The organism is Marinobacter sp. C1S70, from assembly GCF_000475355.1.
In the GTDB taxonomy this organism is placed as follows: domain Bacteria; phylum Pseudomonadota; class Gammaproteobacteria; order Pseudomonadales; family Oleiphilaceae; genus Marinobacter; species Marinobacter nauticus.
This window is the reverse complement of sequence record NZ_AXBW01000019.1, coordinates 20,950-38,336: the sequence shown is the minus strand read 5'-3', so window position 1 is coordinate 38,336 and position 17,387 is coordinate 20,950. Positions and strand designations below refer to the sequence as shown.

The following is a 17,387-nucleotide window of genomic DNA, read 5'->3' as shown; positions in this document are numbered from 1 at the left end:
CGATTATCGGGCAATTCCAAGTTACCCTGTGCACAGGATTGTTACCCTCGGGAACAGTCTTTTTGTGCGCCAGGTAACGTTTTCTCTTGCTCAGGCCGAACCACTCTCCGCAGGCCTTGCCTTTTTGCCGGCCAATTCAATCACTAATACCAACGCCAGCCCGAGCGCCGCCATTAACACCGCCAGCAGAATCTGGGGATCCTGCCCGTAAAGCGTTGTCCAGGTTTCCGGTGTCACCGGGGTCTGGCTCAACGGTACCTGATGCCCGGCACTGTTGGTACGCCAGCTGAGGGTTTCCTGCCAGGGCCAAACCTTACTCAAGGCGCCCACCATAAAGCCGGTGAGCAGCGCTAACACTGTGTCGTGAAAATGCCGAAAGGCCAGCGTAATCAGGCGCGCAACCGACAACAACCCAATCAGGCAACCCAGCACAAACAGCCCCAGATGGATCAGTTCAAGATTTTTGATCGCGGCGAGAACGGGGGCGTACATGCCGATAATCAACAGCAGGAAGCTGCCAGAGATTCCGGGCAGAATCATGGCGCAGATGGCCAGCGCGCCAGCTCCAAGGAAGGCAATACCCGTGGGAGCAAGTTCACTGGCCGGTAAGGTCGTCACCCACCAGGCAAAGACAGCCCCCGCCACAAACGGCATGAGCAAACCGGCCCGAGGGCGCTGGATCTGCTGACCAACATGCCAGACCGAGGCCACGATCAAACCGAAAAAAAAGCTCCATATCAGAACCGGCTGGGTTTCGAGCAACCAGGTAATAACAGAGGCCAGACTGGCAATACTCGAGACAATTCCCGCCAGCAGGCACACCAGAAATGTTCCGTCGATGGCTCGCCAGAAGCCGGCCAGATTACCCCGCACCAGTTGGCGCACAAAGGCTACGGGCGCGGCACTGATGGCCTCCAGCAGGCGGAAGTAGATACCGGTGATGAAGGCAATGGTGCCACCGGAAACACCTGGCACAATATCCGCGGCACCCATCGCCATGCCCCTCAGGAATATCGCAGGCAGGCGATGATGATACTCAGTCTGGTTCTGGTCTGTTTCCGACACCGACGGTTCTGACATTAACGGATAACTCCACCCAACAAAGGCACAAAATGCACCGGTTCAAGGTTGTGGCGCTCAAAGCGATTGCCTTTGCGGATAATCTCAACCAACACCTGATTCTCTTTCCCCACCGGGGCTATCAGCACGCCACCATCGGCCAGCTGATCCAGCAGTTCTCTGGGAACTTCCACCGGGGCTGCCGTTACGATGATGCCATCGAAGGGCCCTCGTTCTGGCCAGCCCATACCACCATCCGCATGTTTAAGCAGGACATTGCGCACGTTTAACTGGCGCAGCCGGTCCCGGGCGCGATCCTGGAGCGGGCGGATACGCTCAACACTGTAGATCTCGGGGAACAGTTGCGAAAGCACGGCCGTCTGGTAGCCGGAGCCGGTCCCCAGTTCCAGCACCCGTTGCGGCGCATGGGCCAGCAACAGCTCAGTCATCCGGGCGACGATGTAGGGTTGGGAAAGAGTCTGGCCATGCCCGATAGGCAGCGAGGTATCCTCGTAGGCCCGGTGCGACAACGCTTCATCCAGAAAGATATGCCGGGGCACCTGGCCAATCACCTCAAGCACCCGGTCAGACTCTATTCCCCCCTCACGCAGACGCTGCACCAGACGCATGCGCGTGCGCCGTGAGGTCATACCAATGCCTTCGAGCTGGGCCGTCATGGCTGACCTCCGGTACTCATATCCAGACCGTCAACCCATTCCCTGAGGCCGGACAAGGCTTCGTGCCGGGTCATATCGATGTGAACCGGGGTAATGGACACATAGCCCTCACGCACGGCATGAAAATCCGTACCCGGGCCTGCGTCTCCACCCTGCCCCGCTGCCCCTATCCAGTATCGCTGCTTGCCTCTCGGGCAGGTCATCGGCACCGCACCTTCGGCCCGTTCACGGTGCCCCAGACGGGTCACGCGGAACCCGCTAAGCTGTTCCCAGGGCAGATCCGGCACATTTACATTGAGTATGGAACGGGGGCCCAGTTTCAGGGCCTGCTTGTACTCCAGCAACAGCCGCACTACCCGGGCAGCCGTGTCGTAATGGAAGTGGCCATTGTTGACCAGCGATACAGCAATGGCAGGCAGCCCCAGATGGCGCCCTTCGGTAGCAGCAGCCACTGTGCCCGAGTAGATGATGTCATCACCAAGATTGGCGTGGGTATTGATGCCCGACACCACCCGATCAAACGCCGTGTCGAACAAACCGTTAACGGCCAGGTGTACGCAATCTGTCGGCGTTCCGTCGACAGACCGGAAACCATTGGGGTGCTGCTCTACCGTAAGAGGTCGGTTCAGTGTCAGGGCATTACTGGCACCGCTGTGATCCCGGTCCGGGGCAACAACTTCCAGCTCCCCGAGGCCCTTCAGACCCTCATACAGCGCCACCAGACCCGGCGAATGAACGCCATCGTCGTTGGACAACAGAATTCGCACAATTATCTCCGCTAGCCATACTACTTGTTATCACGGCTGAGGCTCAGGTCCTCAAGCTCGAAAAGGTCACCCAATACCGTTGTGGCATATTGCCCGGGCGACAACACAAACTGAATTCGCAGAGTGGTGGTATCCAGCCACTGCCATTTGAACTCTCCCGGGCGGGCTACCAGGGGGCGACGCTCCGGTTTCATGCGGGTGGACTGGAACAACCTGGCCAACCCCGGGCAGGCATCCACCACGCCACGCTCAAGGGTTTCCTGCTTGCCCGAGGCCAGCGTACCGCCATCGCCCCACAGTGGTCCGGTTGGCCCGGCACCTGAGGGTTCCGGCTCTCCCGGCAACACCTCAGTCCAGGTTCGATTGCTGACCCGCTCCGCAAGTACCTGATTGAACAGCCAGGAACGTGCCGCCGAAAAGTACAATACGTTTTTCGACGCGCTTCTGCCAGCGCGTCCGCGCTTACGATTGAGCCGCGAGGGGTCAATCTGTACAGCACTGTCGAGATTCGCTCCCTGAAAACCGAACCGCTGGGGGCCAAAATAATTGGGGGCGCCCTTACTCGCCAACCGCGCAAGCCCGGCTTCCACAAGCTCGCGCTGGCCCGTCACATTGCGCAGCACAATCTCAAAACCATTGGCCTGATGATCGCCGCGCCTCAGTTTGCGGGAATGGCGAACCGCGGCCCGAACCGGCCAACGCTGGCCAACCTCTGCCATCAACGCCTGATCGTCCGCTTCCTGGCCAGGCCGATAAAGACTGAACCACTGAACCGTCACCGCATGCCGGTCTTTCAGGCCACAGAAACCAACATCGAAAGAACGACAGCCCGCCAGTGCCGCCAGCTCCCGGGCGACGTACTCGGTATTGTCACCGGTTTTCTCCAGCCGCAGGCAAAGGTGCTCACCGTCGCCGGATACCTCAACCGGACCTGACGCCGCGGCATCGTCCTCCCGCTCCGGCCAGAGCAACTCCGTAACCCGGAAATCCTCTGGCGACGTTTTCAGTTCAGCACGACCAACCCGGGCTCCGCCAGACACCGGCCAGTCCAACAGCCACTGAGAATCCTCACTCACTGGGAAACCGCCTCAAGCAGACACACCGCCTGACAGGCAATGCCTTCCCCTCGCCCGGTAAAGCCAAGCTTTTCTGTGGTGGTGGCTTTCACGCTCACCCGATTAGCAGGCACGCCCAGATCTTCGGCAATGTTCATCCGCATCGCCTCGATATGGGGCGCCATTTTCGGCGCCTGGGCAATGATTGTGGAATCAATATTGGTAACCGCGTAGCCCTCATCCAGCACCCGCTGCACCACCCGCCGCAACAAGTCGCGGCTGTCTGCGCCGGCCCACTCCTCGCTGGAATCCGGAAAGAAATGGCCAATATCACCCAGCGCCACCGCACCCAACAGCGCATCCGCAAGCGCATGCAACAGAACATCCCCGTCCGAGTGCGCCTTCAGACCGTGGCTATGGGGAATTGTCACACCCCCAAGAATGACAGAATCGCCCTCACAGAAGGCATGAACATCAAAGCCCTGACCAATGCGCATGATCATCTCCGAAAACAGAACATAATGCAGGGAATCACTGACGCTCGAGAATAAACTCCGCCAGCGCCAGATCCGAGGGGACCGTAATCTTCAGATTATCCGGGCGCCCTTCCACCAGAACCGGCATGTTACCGGAAAACTCCATGGCAGAGGACTCATCCGTAATCGCCTGGCCACGTTCCAGACAAAATGACAACGCCTGTTTTAACGCTCCGAACCGGAACATCTGCGGCGTCAATGCCCGCCACAACCGACTCCGGTCAATGGTCTCACTCACCACCGGCAATGATCCCGCCTCGGCAAGCTTCAACGTGTCCGCCACCGGCGCAGCCAGCAAACCACCCACCGGATGCTCAGACAAGGTCTCAATCAGACGGGACAGATCTTCAGAATGAACACAGGGCCGCGCCGCATCATGTACCAGCACCCAGTCATTATCCGCCGCCTGCCCCTCCAGGGCTACCAGAGCCGACAACACCGAATCCGCCCGTTCTTTGCCCCCAGTACAGGTCTGCACCCTATCATCCCTCGCCGACTCACTCTCCGGCCACCAGTGGTCCTGCGGATTCAGCGGCACCATACAACCTTTAAACGGGGCGTTGTCCAACAAACGGGACAGGGTGATATCCAGGATGAAACGGTTATTGATTTTGAGGTATTGCTTGGGGCATTCGGCGTTCATGCGCTGGCCGATACCGGCGGCGGGGACAATAAGCCAAAGATCTGCATTTTTCATGGGACGGCACTTCAAAGGTCAGGTGAGCGTCGGGGAGTGTCTCTCCGGGAATTTCGAAGGCCAGGGATGGCCTGAGAGAAGCGCACATGGATGTGCTTGTAGCGGTTCCCGGAGAGACACTCCCCGGCGCTCGCACCACCCGGGTCTGAAATCAGTTTTCAACAACGAGAAAGAACGTCTCATCCTCACGAATCAGGCCAAGATTCATCCGGGCCCGCTCCTCAACGGCGCCCTGCTCATTGCGAAGATTCCGCACCTCCGCATAAAGCCGGTCATTCCGGGCCGCCAACTCGGCATTCTCTTCCCGCTGCTCGGCAATCGACTGCTCCAGGGCCCACACCTGCGCAAAACTGCCCTCCCCGATCCACAGGCGAACCTGCAGCAGGAGTATCAGCACTACCAGAATGGCCCAAAGCGATTTCATGCCGAATCCGTACAGAAAATGAACAACAAAATAAACGAGTCGAGGGTCAAGTATAGACCTTATAGTAGATTAGCAACAATTTTCTGTAAGTCACTGTACAAAAAGGCCATCGTGTCTGAATTTTCATTCAGAACGCGATGGCCTTAACATTTTGTTACCTGCCGGAATGGACCGGCAGGTCAGAAAACGTCGCTAATCCTCAACCCTGACCTTTGATTTCGCTCAGGCCACGGTATGGTGCCTTGCCTTCCAGCGCCTCTTCAATACGCAGCAGCTGGTTGTACTTGGCAACCCGGTCGGAACGACACAGAGAACCAGTTTTGATCTGGCCAGCACAGGTAGCTACGGCCAGATCCGCAATGGTGGTATCTTCGGTTTCACCGGAGCGGTGAGAAATGACCGCCGTGTAGCCAGCATCCTGAGCCATCTTGATGGCATCCAGAGTCTCGGTCAGGCTACCGATCTGATTGAACTTGATCAGAATGGAATTACCAATGCCCTTCTCGATACCCTGCTTCAGAATCTTGGTATTGGTGACAAAAAGGTCATCCCCGACCAGTTGAACCTTGCTGCCCAGTTTGTCGGTCAGCACTTTCCAGCCGTCCCAGTCGCTCTCGTCCATACCATCTTCGATGGACACAATCGGGTAACGGTCGCACAGGCCGGACAGGTAATCGGCAAAGCCTTCGGAATCGAAGCTCTTGCCTTCACCAGACAGCTGGTACTGGCCATCTTTGTAAAACTCGGAAGAGGCACAGTCCAGCGCCAGAGTGACGTCTTTGCCCAGTTCATAACCGGCTTTCTCGACGGCTTCCTTGATCGCCGCCAGGGCTGCTTCGTTGGACGGCAGGTTGGGGGCAAAGCCACCTTCGTCGCCTACGGCTGTGTTCAGGCCCTGGGCCTTCAGCACTTTCTTGAGGCTATGGAAGATTTCGGCACCAACGCGCAGGGCTTCACCGAAGCTGTTCACGGAGACCGGCTGGACCATGAATTCCTGGATGTCGACGTTGTTGTCGGCGTGCTCACCACCGTTGAGGATGTTCATCATCGGCACCGGCATGGAGAATTTGCCGGAGGTGCCGTTTACATCGGCGATGTGCTCATACAGAGGCTTGCCCAGGGAGATAGCTGCGGCTTTGGCAGCAGCCAGGGATACGGCCAGGATGGCGTTGGCGCCCAGGTTGGCTTTGTTTTCGGTGCCGTCCAGGTCGATCATGACCTGGTCCAGACTGCGCTGGTCGGCGGCATCTTTACCCAGCAGGGCGTCACGAATTCGACCGTTGATGGCTTCAACGGCTTTGCGAACACCTTTACCGAGGTAACGGGAGGCGTCACCATCGCGCAGTTCCAGAGCTTCGCGGGAACCGGTAGAGGCGCCGGACGGTGCGCAAGCGCGGCCCAGTGTGCCGTCTTCCAGGATGACGTCTGCTTCCACGGTGGGGTTACCACGTGAATCCAGAACCTCACGGGCTTTGATGTTGGCAATCTTGGTCATTCGGTTGATTCTCCAGATTTTATCTTTTAATCACTATACAAGCTTTGAATGATGGTGCCGGAGCGATCAACTGGAAGGGCCTGGCGAAAACCGCTACAAGCACCCACCAGTGGGTCCGGCCAGCAATCACAGATTGCTGTCGTTCGGCTGCGCATGAAGCTCCGCTTCATACACGCTTGCCTCACCCATGTGCGCTTCTCTCCGGCCATCCCTGGCCTCCGAAATTTTCGCCAGGCCCTTCCAGTCGCTCGCTCTCAAGGTTCACGGTATGCCGTCATTCCAAAAACAATGAGGCATGCGACCTGTCAAAATACCAACACCGCCAATCAGGCGGTGTCGATAGGTTTGAAACTTTTTACCAGATCGTCGATAGCTTTCACTCGCTCAAGGAACGGTTCCAGCTGGCTCAGGCGCAATGCGCAGGGGCCATCGCATTTGGCGTTATCCGGGTCTGGGTGAGCCTCAAGGAACAGGCCAGCCAGGCCCTGAGACATTCCCGCCAGGGCCAGGTCGGTGACCTGAGCGCGACGCCCGCCGGCGGAGTCGGCCCGACCGCCCGGCATCTGCAGGGCGTGGGTGACGTCGAAGAACACCGGCACATTCATCTGTTTCATGATGCCAAAGCCGAGCATGTCCACCACCAGGTTGTTGTAGCCGAAGCTGGTGCCGCGTTCGCAGAGGATGATCTGGTCGTTGCCGGCTTCTTCGCACTTGGTGATGATGTGCTTCATTTCCTGGGGTGCCAGGAACTGGGCTTTCTTGATGTTGATGACCGCACCGGTTTTGGCCATGGCCACCACCAGGTCAGTCTGCCGGCTCAGGAAGGCGGGCAACTGGATGATGTCGCAGACTTCCGCCGCCGGGGCAGCCTGGCCGGGCTCGTGCACGTCCGAGATGATCGGTACGCCATACTTGCTCTTGATATCAGCCAGGATCTGCAACCCCTTGTCGAGGCCGGGGCCGCGGAAGGAATTGACGGATGAGCGGTTGGCTTTGTCGAAGGACGCCTTGAATACGTATGGAATGCCCAGACGGGTGCATACATCCACATACTTTTCCGCCACTTCAAACGCCAGTTCCCTGGACTCAAGCACGTTCATGCCGCCGAACAGCACAAACGGCTTATCGTTAGCGATCTCAATGCCCGAGACGTTCAGGTTGCTGCGCGCCATAATCAGGATCCTTTCTTGTTCGCCAGCGCGGCTTCAACAAAGCCCTTGAACAGCGGATGGCCGTCGCGAGGTGTTGAGGTAAATTCCGGGTGGAACTGGCAGGCAACAAACCAGGGATGATTGGGCGCTTCCACCACTTCAACTAGCTTGCCATCGGCAGAGCGGCCGGAGATTTGCAGGCCTGCTTCTTCCAGCCTGGGCAGGAAGTGGTTGTTGACTTCGTAACGGTGACGATGGCGCTCACGGATGGTCTTCTTGCCGTAACAGCCAACGATGGTGGAGCCTTCGGTCAGCACACAATCCTGGGCCCCCAGACGCATAGTGCCGCCCAGGTCGGATTCCTCGGTGCGCTCTTCTTTTTCACCGGTGGCATCGAGCCATTCGGTGATCAGGCCGACAACCGGCTCCGGTGTGTGTTCACGGAATTCCGTGCTGTGGGCGTCTTTCAGGCCGGCCACGTTGCGGGCGTATTCGATAACCGCCACCTGCATACCCAGGCAGATGCCCAGATACGGCACCTTGTTTTCACGGGCGTATTGAACAGTGCGGATCTTGCCTTCCACGCCACGCTCACCAAAGCCACCGGGCACCAGAATGGCATCGGCGGATTCCAGCACGGAGGTGCCGTCGCGCTCGATGTCTTCGGAATCGATGTAGTTGATATTGACCTTGGTGCGGGTCTTGATACCGGCGTGCAGCAGGGATTCGATCAGGGACTTGTAGGCGTCCAGCAGCTCCATGTACTTGCCGACCATGGCGATGGTAACTTCGTCCTGCGGATTCATCAGTGAATCCACAACCGCGTCCCATTCGCTCAGGTCTGCTTCACGGGCATCCAGGCCGAAGCGTTCGATAACCAACTGGTCCAGCCCGTATTCGTGCAGCATGCGCGGAATGGCGTAGATGGACCTTGCATCCTGCATCGGAATGACCGCGCGCTCTTCCACGTTGGTGAACAGGGCAATCTTGCGACGGGAGCTTGCGTCCACTTCGTGCTCAGAGCGGCACAGCAGGATATCCGGCTGCAGGCCGATGGAGCGCATTTCTTTCACGGAATGCTGAGTCGGCTTGGTTTTGATCTCGCCGGCGGTAGCAATGTAAGGAACCAGCGTCAGGTGCATGAACAGTGCACGCTGGGAGCCTACTTCCACCTTCAGCTGACGACAGGCTTCCAGGAAGGGCAACGACTCAATGTCACCCACCGTGCCACCAACTTCAATCAATGCCACGTCGGCACCCGCTGCGCCTTCCACCACACGGCGTTTGATTTCGTCAGTGATGTGCGGGATGACCTGAACGGTACCACCCAGATAGTCGCCACGACGCTCTTTGCGAATAACTTCTTCGTACACCCGGCCGGTGGTGAAGTTATTGCGTTTGGTCATTGGAGTGCGAATGAAACGCTCGTAGTGGCCAAGGTCGAGGTCGGTTTCCGCGCCATCTTCGGTGACGAAAACCTCACCGTGCTGGAACGGGCTCATGGTGCCGGGGTCCACGTTGATGTACGGGTCCAGCTTGAGAATGGTGACCTTCAGGCCGCGTGCCTCAAGGATGGCTGCCAGTGAGGCAGACGCAATACCTTTCCCCAATGAGGACACGACACCGCCGGTGACGAAAATATAACGCGTCATGCAGATTCCGTGATTATCTGGTTCGGTGAAGGAGGGAGATTATTCATCTCAAGATGGGACGCCAGACTACCAGAAAGCCCCTCTCTACTCAATCACAATCCCGCTCCACAATCAGCCGCCAGCCGGCGGCATGGGCGCCTCCGGAGTATCGTTCAGAACACCACAAATCGCCAATGGCAATCCACGCTTCCCCGGCCTCGGACACCTCGGAAACCAGCGGCAGCGCCGTTCTCTCCCATGGTGGCACGCCCTGCTCCTGCAACCAGGTTTTCAACGACCGGGAGGGTAAATTGGTCCCGAACCGGATTCGCTCCCCGCCCTGCCTCGTAGATACCCTTATTTCCGGGCAGGAAGATTCCGGTGTAGCGCTCTGCGAAGCAGGCACAAGCCGCAGGGTCCACCACCCCCACTTCAATAACTGACCAGGCAACAAGGATCTGGGGGCTTCCGGAATCTGGACCTCGGCCACCAGGTACAGATGATCCCGATAACGGCGGATACAGAATCCGTTTCCAGGAATTTCCGGAGATCGATCCGGCCCGGCATGAATCAACTGATCGAGCATTGTGTCCCAGCCCGACAGCGCCGGAACCGGCAATCCCCGGTCATGAATCCACCAGCGCACCAGGTTCCGGCGCTCGATCTGCCCAAGTACCGAGAACGGGGCCAGGCGGATTCGACCTTTATCGTCGCCGCAACTCTGCCATTGCAACTCCGCCAGCCTCTGACTCAGGGTTTCACTCTCGGCGCAGGCCCGGGCACTGTGAGCAACGCGCTTCAACAAACCCGGCCAACGCTGTTTAAGGCCCGGCATTACCGAGTGCCGCAGATAATTGCGGTCGTGTACTTCACTCTGGTTGCTGGGATCTTCTACCCAGCTTACCCCCTGCTCACGCGCCACCTGCTCCAATCGACTGCGGGATACGTCAAGCCAGGGCCGGTAGAGATGCCCCAGCCCGAGCGACCGGGCAGCAGGCATTCCGGCCAGACCGTTTACGCCAGTGCCTCGCAGTAGCCGGAACAGAACCGTTTCTGCCTGGTCGTCTGCATGGTGCGCCATCAGGAGAAGGTCGTTGTCTCCCAGAACCTCCCTGAAGACCTCGTAGCGCGCCGCTCTTGCTGACTCTTCGAGGCTCCCCGCGCCCGTAGCTACATTCACTCGACGCACCTGAAGTTCGACGCCCAGTCCAGCACAGAGATCGATACAGGCGCGCTCCGTCTGATCGTGATTGGACTGTAACTGATGATTGATATGCAACGCTCTGACGCGCGGATAGGCGGCCGCAACGACATGCAAAAGCAGGGATGAGTCCAGGCCGCCGCTCAGGGCGACCCAGAGTTCATCACAGGCGGGAAGTTTCTGAACCGGCCCGATCAGGTCTTCGGGCCAGGTATCCCGGCGAGCGGTGTTACCGCCCGCCGTCATAGCGGGTAAGACGCTCGTACCGGCGGGAAACCAGTTCATCCAGCGGCAATCGGCTCAGCTCAGCCACGCCCTGGGCCAGCGACGTCTTCAGGGTTTCCGCCATTTTTTCCGGATTACGGTGAGCGCCGCCCAGCGGCTCATCGATCACGTGATCCGCCACACCCAGCTCTTTCAGACGATCGGCGGTAACGCCCATGGCCTCAGCCGCCTGAGCAGCGTACTCGGCGCTCTTCCAGAGGATGGAGGCGCAGCCTTCCGGAGAAATAACGGCGTAGGTGGAGTACTGCAACATGTTGAGCTGGTCGCAGACACCGATCGCCAGTGCGCCACCGGAACCACCCTCGCCGATCACGGTAGAGATAATCGGAGTTTTCAGTCTCGACATCACCGCGAGGTTGAATGCGATGGCTTCACTCTGTCCGCGCTCTTCGGCACCGATACCGGGATAAGCGCCCGGGGTATCGATAAAGGTCAGAATCGGCATTTTGAAACGTTCAGCCATTTCCATCAGGCGCAGAGCCTTGCGATAACCTTCCGGACGAGGCATCCCGAAGTTGCGCTTGACCTTGTCCCGCACTTCACGACCCTTCTGGTGGCCGATAATCATGACCGGCGTGTTATCGAGGCGAGCGGTGCCACCAATGATCGACAGATCATCGGCGTAGCGTCGGTCACCATGCAGTTCGTCAAAATCCTCGAAGATCAGGTCAATATAATCCTGGGTATAGGGCCGGCGCGGGTGCCGGGCCAGACGGGCAATGTCCCAGGACTTAAGGTCGGAGAAGATCGACTCGGTCAGACTGATGCTCTTCTTTTTCAGGCGGCTGATTTCGTCGGTGATATTGATATCGGTGTCGTTACCCACCATGCGAAGCTCTTCAATCTTGGCTTCCAGGTCGGCGATCGGCTGTTCGAAATCCAGGTAGTTAGGGTTCATGATGTTCCATCATTTTATTGCCAGGCGGGCCGAAACCCGCCAAAACCAGAATTTGGGACAAAGATAGCAGCGCTGCCGGCAAGGCTAAAGCGGACATTGGTCTTAATCATAGACCAGTTCCACAGACTGGTCGCCCACCAGGTGCTTGAGCTCGAACAACAGTGTGTCGTCTGGCTGTACCCGCCAGCTTTCACCCAGCTCAATACGGGTGCTGGCCTCGGCACTGCGGTACTCAATCCAGACCGGACTGCCTTCACTGCGAAACGGCCTGAGGGTATCGTCCAGCTTGTCCAGAAGTCCATTCTGCAACTGCTCTGAACGCAACGCCAGTTTGATACCCCGGCTGAACTGCTGACGGGCGGTCGCCACATCCATCACGCTGCTGACCCGCATTTTCATCTGGCCGGAGTAATCATCATGGCTGACCTGTCCTTCCACCACAATTACCTGATCCGACTGCAGTAACTCCCGGTTCTCGAAGAAGGCCTCGGAAAACAGGGTAGCCTCGATCCGGGCGCTGCGATCATCCAGAGTAATGAAACACATGGTAGAGCCGGTCTTGGTCTTCATGGTGCGCTGGGCCACCACCAGCCCGGCTACCCGCTGCGGCGATTTGTTGGGCTTCAGATCGGCGATGGAGCAACGGACAAACCGACGCACTTCCCGTTCGTATTCATCAAAGGGGTGGCCGGTAAGGTACAGGCCCAGAGTGTCCTTTTCGCCTTTCAGGCGCTCTTTCTCCGGCCACTCCCGAACGTGGGCAACGTCCGCATAGGTGTCTTCATCGTCGCCACCGCCCTCAAGCATTTCTCCGAACATGTCCACCATGCCGGCGGCATCGTTGCGGGACTGCTGGTCTGCCTGCTGGATGGCCTTGTCGATACTGGCCATCAGCTTGGCGCGATCGGCACCCAGTTTATCCATGGCGCCAGAGCGAATCAGGGCTTCCATGGCCCGCTTGTTGACCTTTTTCAGATCCACCCGGCGGCAGAAATCAAAGATATCCTGGAAGGGGCCTGCTTTGGCCGCTTCCACAATGCTCTCGATGGGACCTTCACCCAGGCCCTTGATTGCGCCCAGGCCGTACACAATCTGGCCCTGATCGTTAACGGTAAAGGTATAAGCGGACCGGCTGACGTCCGGCACCAGCAAGTCCAGCTTCATGTTGCGGCACTCTTCCACCAGCGTCACCACCTTGTCGGTGTTCTGCATATCGGCGGTGAGAACCGCAGCCATGAATTCGGCCGGATAGTGTGCTTTCAGCCACAGGGTCTGATACGACACCAGTGCGTATGCGGCAGAGTGGGATTTGTTGAAGCCGTAACCGGCGAATTTCTCCACCAGGTCAAAGATGTTTTCCGCCAGGGTCTTGTCGATGCCGTTGTTTTCACAACCGTCCAGGAAGATGGCTTTCTGCTTGGCCATTTCTTCAGGCTTTTTCTTACCCATGGCCCGGCGCAGCATGTCGGCGCCGCCAAGGGTATAGCCCGCCATCACCTGAGCGATCTGCATGACCTGCTCCTGGTAAAGGATAACCCCGTAGGTGGGCTCCAGAACCGGCTTCAGGCCCTGATACTGGTAATCGGGATGCGGATAAGACAACGGCTGCCGACCGTGCTTCCGGTCGATAAAGTCGTCCACCATGCCGGACTGCAGCGGACCGGGCCGAAACAGGGCGACCAGGGCGATCATGTCTTCCAGGGAGTCCGGTTGCAGGCGGCGGATAAGGTCTTTCATACCCCGGGATTCCAACTGGAATACCGCCGTGGTCTCTGCCTTCTTGAGCATGTCAAAAGAGGGCTTGTCGTCCAGCGGAATCGCGCTGATGTCGAGCTCGCCTTCCCCACGCTGCTGCCGGCGCGGGTTGATCATGTTCAGTGCCCATTTGATGATGGTCAGGGTTCGCAGCCCCAGAAAGTCAAATTTCACCAGGCCGGCGTCTTCCACATCGCCCTTGTCGAACTGGGTCACCAGACTGCCGCCTTCGTCATCACAGTAAAGCGGCGAAAAATCGGTGATCTTGGTGGGTGCGATCACCACGCCCCCGGCGTGCTTGCCGGCGTTACGGCACACACCTTCCAGCTTCAGAGCCATCTCCCAGATTTCCTGGGCTTCTTCGTCCTGCTCCAGAAATTCCTTGAGCTGCGGCTCCTGCTCGATCGCCTTGTTCAGGGTCATGCCCACTTCAAAGGGGATCAGTTTGGAGAGTTTGTCTGCCAGACCGTAGGATTTTCCCTGCACCCGGGCCACATCACGGACCACCGCCTTGGCGGCCATGGTACCGAAGGTAATAATCTGGGATACCGCTTCCCGGCCGTATTTCTGGGCGGTGTAGTCGATGACGCGGTCCCGGCCTTCCATGCAGAAGTCGACGTCGAAGTCAGGCATGGAGACCCGCTCCGGGTTAAGGAACCGCTCGAACAGCAGGTCGTATTCCAATGGATCCAGGTCCGTGATCAGCAGCGCATACGCCACCAGCGAGCCTGCACCGGAACCCCGGCCCGGCCCTACCGGAACGCCGTTGTTCTTGGCCCACTTGATGAAGTCCATTACGATCAGGAAGTAGCCGGGGAACCCCATCTGGATAATGATATCCAGCTCAAACTTCAGGCGCTTGTAATACTCTTCACGCTTTTGATCATACTCCGGATCGTCCTTGCTCAGGGTCTTCGCCAGCCGGGCTTCCAGTCCTTCTTCCGACACATGGCGAAAATATTCGTCCATGGTCATACCGTCCGGAATGGGGTAATTAGGCAGAAAGTATTCGCCCATCCGGACCTTCACCGAACAGCGCCTGGCGATTTCCACGGTGTTTTCCACGGCTTCCGGAATGTCCGAGAACAGCTCGATCATTTCCTCGGCGCTGCGAAGATATTGCTGGTCGCTGAACCGACGATCCCGCCTGGGATCGTCCAGAGTCCGGCTTTCTCCGATGCAGACCCGGGCTTCGTGGGCTTCAAAATCATCCGCCTCAAGGAAGTGAACGTCATTGGTCGCCACCACCGGCAAACCGAGTTCAGCCGCCAACTCCACACTCATGTGCAGACAATCCTCGTCACCGGCCCGCCCTGTGCGCTGCAGCTCCAGGTAATAACTGTCGGGATAGAGGTTTCGCCAGTAGTCTGCACGCTCCCTGGCCAGTTCCGGCTTCCCGGCCAGCAAGGCCTTGCCAACGTCCCCCATCTTGGCGCCGGACAGCACAATCAGGCCCTTGGCACGGGATTCCAGCCAGGTTTTCTGGACAATCGGCTTGCCGTAGCGCTGGCCTTCGGTATAGCCCTGGGAAATGATCTCCGTCAGGTTCAGGTAGCCATCGTTGTCTCGGGCCAGCAAGGTCAGCCGGAACGGGTTTTCGGGCTCATCCGGATTCTCCAGCCAGATATCAGCGCCGATAATGGGCTTGACGCCCGCGCCCATGGCGGCCTTGTAGAAACGTACCAGAGAGCACATATTGGACTGTTCGGTCAGGCCAACCGCCGGCATACCCAGTTCCGCGACCCGGCCGATCAACGGTTTGACCCGAACCAGGCCATCCACCATGGAGTATTCGGAGTGAACGCGCAGGTGTACAAAAGTGTTTGCCATGGTCATTCGCCAATCAGTGCTCGGATGTCTTCTTCGGTCTGGGGCCCGAACCGGGCCTCAATCAGGGTGCCTTCAGGATCCACGACGAAGGTGGCAGGCAGCGCCATCGGCACCTGCCAACCGAACCCGGGCCCCGGATCAGAGGCCAGCATGGTAAATTCAATCCCCATACGTTCGCCGAGTTCAACCAGCGGCACACCCGTAACGCCATCAAAATTAACCCCAAGCACCGCAATATCCGGAGCCTTGTCCAACTCGTTCAGCTCGGGGATTTCCTCAAGGCAGGGTTTGCACCACTCCGCCCAGTAATTCACCAGTACCCATTGGCCGCGGTACTTGTTCCAGTTGGCCAGGGTGCCGTCGGCCCGTTCCAGCTCGATCTTTTCACAACCTGAGACCAACAACAGCATCAGCATGAGTACCGGCCATGCCAGCCAACGTGCGCCACTACAAAAGAGCCCGGACTGAGGGTACTGCAAGGGTTATCCTCCTGTTAGACTAACGCCCCGGAAAAGTCTGCAATCAATAGGTTAAACGGCCACGACCATGACAGAAGCTACCCGTATTTTCCATAACCCCAGGTGCTCAAAATCACGCCAGACCCTGGAACTGTTGCAGCAAAAGGGCATCGAACCGGTGATTATACGCTACCTTGAGACGCCACCGACAGAGCAGGAACTTCTACACATTCTGGATCTGCTTGGTTGCGAACCCAGGGAACTCATGCGAACCAAGGAAGCCGAATACCGGGAACAAGGGCTGGACAACCCGGATCTCAGCCGAGAAGCCCTGATACGTGCCATGGCAAACACACCGAAGCTGATTGAGCGCCCGATTGTACTGGCCAATGGCAAGGCTGCCGTCGGCCGGCCTCCAGAAAACGTACTGGACATTCTCTGACTACCGGGGCTACCCATGACAGAAACAACTCCCTATGTGCTGGTGCTCTTCTACAGCCGCAACGGACAGACCGCCGAGATGGCCACACAGATCGGCCGCGGCGTTGCCAGAGTGGCAGGAATAGAAGCCAGAATCCGGACGGTTCCGCCGGTTTCCCCGGATACCGCCGCCAGCCTGCCCCCGGTTCCGGATGCGGGAGCCCCCTATGCCACCAAAGCCGACCTGGCGGAGTGCGCCGGACTGGCCATGGGTAGCCCGACCCGCTTCGGGAACATGGCAGCGCCACTCAAGCACTTTCTGGACGGCACCGGCGACCTCTGGCTCAACGGCAAACTGGCCGGCAAACCGGCAGGCGCCTTTACCTCCACCGGAAGCCTGCACGGGGGCCAGGAAACCACCCTGCTGACCATGATGATGCCGTTACTGCATCACGGCATGGTACTGTGTGGCCTGCCCTATTCCGAAAGCGCGCTCAACGAGACCGCCACCGGAGGCACACCGTATGGCCCCTCCCACTGGGCCGGCACCGGTGAACAGCAGGCCCTGAGTGACCATGAGAAAACCCTGTGCCAGGCCTTCGGTGAACGCCTCGCCAGACTGGCCCTGAAACTGGCCAACTAAACTGGACCAAACTTTCAAACAACCCTTAATGCGGACTGCTCCATGCTCCACAACGACAAAGCCAGAAATACCGCACGCCTGACCATCGCCCTTTACCTCGCCGTGCTCGCCACCCTGCTGGTCACTACGTTCTGGCCCGCACCGGTGGAGGGTGTTTCCATACCCCTGATGCTGACCGTCAAACTCCTGCCGCTGCTAGCGTTCGCGGTACCGGTTTTCCGGGGTCACAATCGGGGTTATATCTGGCTGGCGTTTGTGGTGATTTTCTACTTCACTCAGGCCGTGGTTTCAGCCTGGCTGTCGGAGGGCGCCGCCGGTCCTGTGACACTGACTATCCTGACGTTCCTGTTGTTTACCGTTGCCATGGTGCATCTCAAGATCAATCGACCGGTTGCAAACTGATGT

Annotated in this window: 17 protein-coding genes; 3 read left to right on the top strand and 14 right to left on the bottom strand. The window is 58.4% G+C overall.

Annotation, left to right across the window (positions count from 1 at the left end; all coding sequences use genetic code 11):
- Positions 1 to 90: 90 nt before the first annotated feature.
- The 14 genes from Q669_RS06680 to Q669_RS06615 all read right to left on the bottom strand — a co-directional run bounded on the left by Q669_RS06680 (position 91) and on the right by Q669_RS06615 (position 15,940).
- A complete protein-coding gene (locus Q669_RS06680) occupies positions 91 to 1,080 on the bottom strand; it encodes a DUF368 domain-containing protein (protein WP_022991698.1) in 990 nt (329 codons plus the stop codon).
- Positions 1,080 to 1,736, bottom strand: coding sequence for a protein-L-isoaspartate(D-aspartate) O-methyltransferase (locus tag Q669_RS06675; RefSeq protein ID WP_022991697.1), 657 nt, complete (start codon positions 1,734 to 1,736; stop codon positions 1,080 to 1,082). The genes Q669_RS06680 and Q669_RS06675 overlap by 1 nt, the downstream gene beginning before the upstream one ends.
- The gene (gene surE, locus Q669_RS06670) at positions 1,733 to 2,503 is read right to left on the bottom strand and encodes a 5'/3'-nucleotidase SurE (protein WP_022991696.1); all 771 of its coding nucleotides are present in this window, start codon (positions 2,501 to 2,503) and stop codon (positions 1,733 to 1,735) included. The genes Q669_RS06675 and surE overlap by 4 nt, the downstream gene beginning before the upstream one ends.
- A 20-nt stretch (positions 2,504 to 2,523) precedes the next feature.
- Positions 2,524 to 3,579, bottom strand: a complete 1,056-nt coding sequence (gene truD / locus Q669_RS06665) for a tRNA pseudouridine(13) synthase TruD (RefSeq protein WP_022991695.1) — start codon at positions 3,577 to 3,579, stop codon at positions 2,524 to 2,526.
- On the bottom strand, positions 3,576 to 4,055 hold the full coding sequence (gene ispF / locus Q669_RS06660; RefSeq protein ID WP_022991694.1) for a 2-C-methyl-D-erythritol 2,4-cyclodiphosphate synthase: 480 nt from the start codon (positions 4,053 to 4,055) through the stop codon (positions 3,576 to 3,578). The genes truD and ispF overlap by 4 nt, the downstream gene beginning before the upstream one ends.
- 34 nt (positions 4,056 to 4,089) lie before the next feature.
- On the bottom strand, positions 4,090 to 4,791 hold the full coding sequence (gene ispD / locus Q669_RS06655; RefSeq protein ID WP_022991693.1) for a 2-C-methyl-D-erythritol 4-phosphate cytidylyltransferase: 702 nt from the start codon (positions 4,789 to 4,791) through the stop codon (positions 4,090 to 4,092).
- A 151-nt stretch (positions 4,792 to 4,942) separates the two neighbouring features.
- Positions 4,943 to 5,215, bottom strand: coding sequence for a septum formation initiator family protein (locus tag Q669_RS06650; protein WP_011784438.1), 273 nt, complete (start codon positions 5,213 to 5,215; stop codon positions 4,943 to 4,945).
- Between the two features lie 199 nt (positions 5,216 to 5,414).
- Positions 5,415 to 6,710, bottom strand: a complete 1,296-nt coding sequence (gene eno, locus Q669_RS06645) for a phosphopyruvate hydratase (RefSeq protein WP_022991692.1) — start codon at positions 6,708 to 6,710, stop codon at positions 5,415 to 5,417.
- Positions 6,711 to 7,036: 326 nt separating this feature from the next.
- Positions 7,037 to 7,882: a 3-deoxy-8-phosphooctulonate synthase gene (kdsA, locus tag Q669_RS06640; RefSeq protein ID WP_022991691.1), complete on the bottom strand. Its 846-nt coding sequence runs from the start codon at positions 7,880 to 7,882 to the stop codon at positions 7,037 to 7,039.
- 2 nt (positions 7,883 to 7,884) lie between these two features.
- The gene (locus Q669_RS06635; protein ID WP_022991690.1) at positions 7,885 to 9,513 is read right to left on the bottom strand and encodes a CTP synthase; all 1,629 of its coding nucleotides are present in this window, start codon (positions 9,511 to 9,513) and stop codon (positions 7,885 to 7,887) included.
- 88 nt (positions 9,514 to 9,601) lie between these two features.
- A complete protein-coding gene (tilS, locus tag Q669_RS06630; protein WP_022991689.1) occupies positions 9,602 to 10,939 on the bottom strand; it encodes a tRNA lysidine(34) synthetase TilS in 1,338 nt (445 codons plus the stop codon).
- Positions 10,923 to 11,876, bottom strand: a complete 954-nt coding sequence (gene accA, locus Q669_RS06625) for an acetyl-CoA carboxylase carboxyl transferase subunit alpha (protein ID WP_011784433.1) — start codon at positions 11,874 to 11,876, stop codon at positions 10,923 to 10,925. Before accA ends, tilS begins: the two co-directional genes overlap by 17 nt.
- Before the next feature lie 102 nt (positions 11,877 to 11,978).
- On the bottom strand, positions 11,979 to 15,461 hold the full coding sequence (dnaE, locus tag Q669_RS06620; RefSeq protein ID WP_036149067.1) for a DNA polymerase III subunit alpha: 3,483 nt from the start codon (positions 15,459 to 15,461) through the stop codon (positions 11,979 to 11,981).
- A 2-nt stretch (positions 15,462 to 15,463) separates the two neighbouring features.
- Entirely contained in the window at positions 15,464 to 15,940 is a 477-nt protein-coding gene (locus Q669_RS06615; protein WP_014421922.1) for a TlpA family protein disulfide reductase, read from the bottom strand.
- Positions 15,941 to 16,007: 67 nt separating this feature from the next.
- Here Q669_RS06615 and arsC point away from each other — a divergent pair, with 67 nt between their 5' ends.
- The 3 genes from arsC to Q669_RS06600 are packed head-to-tail and all read left to right on the top strand — an operon-like array spanning position 16,008 to position 17,384.
- Entirely contained in the window at positions 16,008 to 16,361 is a 354-nt protein-coding gene (arsC, locus tag Q669_RS06610) for an arsenate reductase (glutaredoxin) (RefSeq protein ID WP_014421923.1), read from the top strand.
- Between the two features lie 15 nt (positions 16,362 to 16,376).
- The gene (wrbA, locus tag Q669_RS06605; RefSeq protein ID WP_014421924.1) at positions 16,377 to 16,982 is read left to right on the top strand and encodes an NAD(P)H:quinone oxidoreductase; all 606 of its coding nucleotides are present in this window, start codon (positions 16,377 to 16,379) and stop codon (positions 16,980 to 16,982) included.
- A 42-nt stretch (positions 16,983 to 17,024) separates the two neighbouring features.
- Positions 17,025 to 17,384 (top strand): DUF2069 domain-containing protein, encoded by a 360-nt coding sequence (locus Q669_RS06600; RefSeq protein WP_022991686.1) that lies wholly within the window; start codon positions 17,025 to 17,027, stop codon positions 17,382 to 17,384.
- Positions 17,385 to 17,387 lie beyond the last annotated feature (3 nt).

Coding starts and splice junctions, on each gene's coding strand:
- wrbA (WP_014421924.1), top strand. CDS start 16,377: ATGACAGAAACAACTCCCTATGTGCTGGTGCTCTTCTACAGCCGCAAC.
- arsC (WP_014421923.1), top strand. CDS start 16,008: ATGACAGAAGCTACCCGTATTTTCCATAACCCCAGGTGCTCAAAATCA.
- accA (WP_011784433.1), bottom strand. CDS start 11,876: ATGAACCCTAACTACCTGGATTTCGAACAGCCGATCGCCGACCTGGAA.
- eno (WP_022991692.1), bottom strand. CDS start 6,710: ATGACCAAGATTGCCAACATCAAAGCCCGTGAGGTTCTGGATTCACGT.
- kdsA (WP_022991691.1), bottom strand. CDS start 7,882: ATGGCGCGCAGCAACCTGAACGTCTCGGGCATTGAGATCGCTAACGAT.
- dnaE (WP_036149067.1), bottom strand. CDS start 15,461: ATGGCAAACACTTTTGTACACCTGCGCGTTCACTCCGAATACTCCATG.
- ispD (WP_022991693.1), bottom strand. CDS start 4,791: ATGAAAAATGCAGATCTTTGGCTTATTGTCCCCGCCGCCGGTATCGGC.
- Q669_RS06675 (WP_022991697.1), bottom strand. CDS start 1,736: ATGACGGCCCAGCTCGAAGGCATTGGTATGACCTCACGGCGCACGCGC.
- Q669_RS06635 (WP_022991690.1), bottom strand. CDS start 9,513: ATGACGCGTTATATTTTCGTCACCGGCGGTGTCGTGTCCTCATTGGGG.
- ispF (WP_022991694.1), bottom strand. CDS start 4,055: ATGCGCATTGGTCAGGGCTTTGATGTTCATGCCTTCTGTGAGGGCGAT.
- Q669_RS06680 (WP_022991698.1), bottom strand. CDS start 1,080: ATGTCAGAACCGTCGGTGTCGGAAACAGACCAGAACCAGACTGAGTAT.
- Q669_RS06600 (WP_022991686.1), top strand. CDS start 17,025: ATGCTCCACAACGACAAAGCCAGAAATACCGCACGCCTGACCATCGCC.
- tilS (WP_022991689.1), bottom strand. CDS start 10,939: ATGACGGCGGGCGGTAACACCGCTCGCCGGGATACCTGGCCCGAAGAC.
- Q669_RS06650 (WP_011784438.1), bottom strand. CDS start 5,215: ATGAAATCGCTTTGGGCCATTCTGGTAGTGCTGATACTCCTGCTGCAG.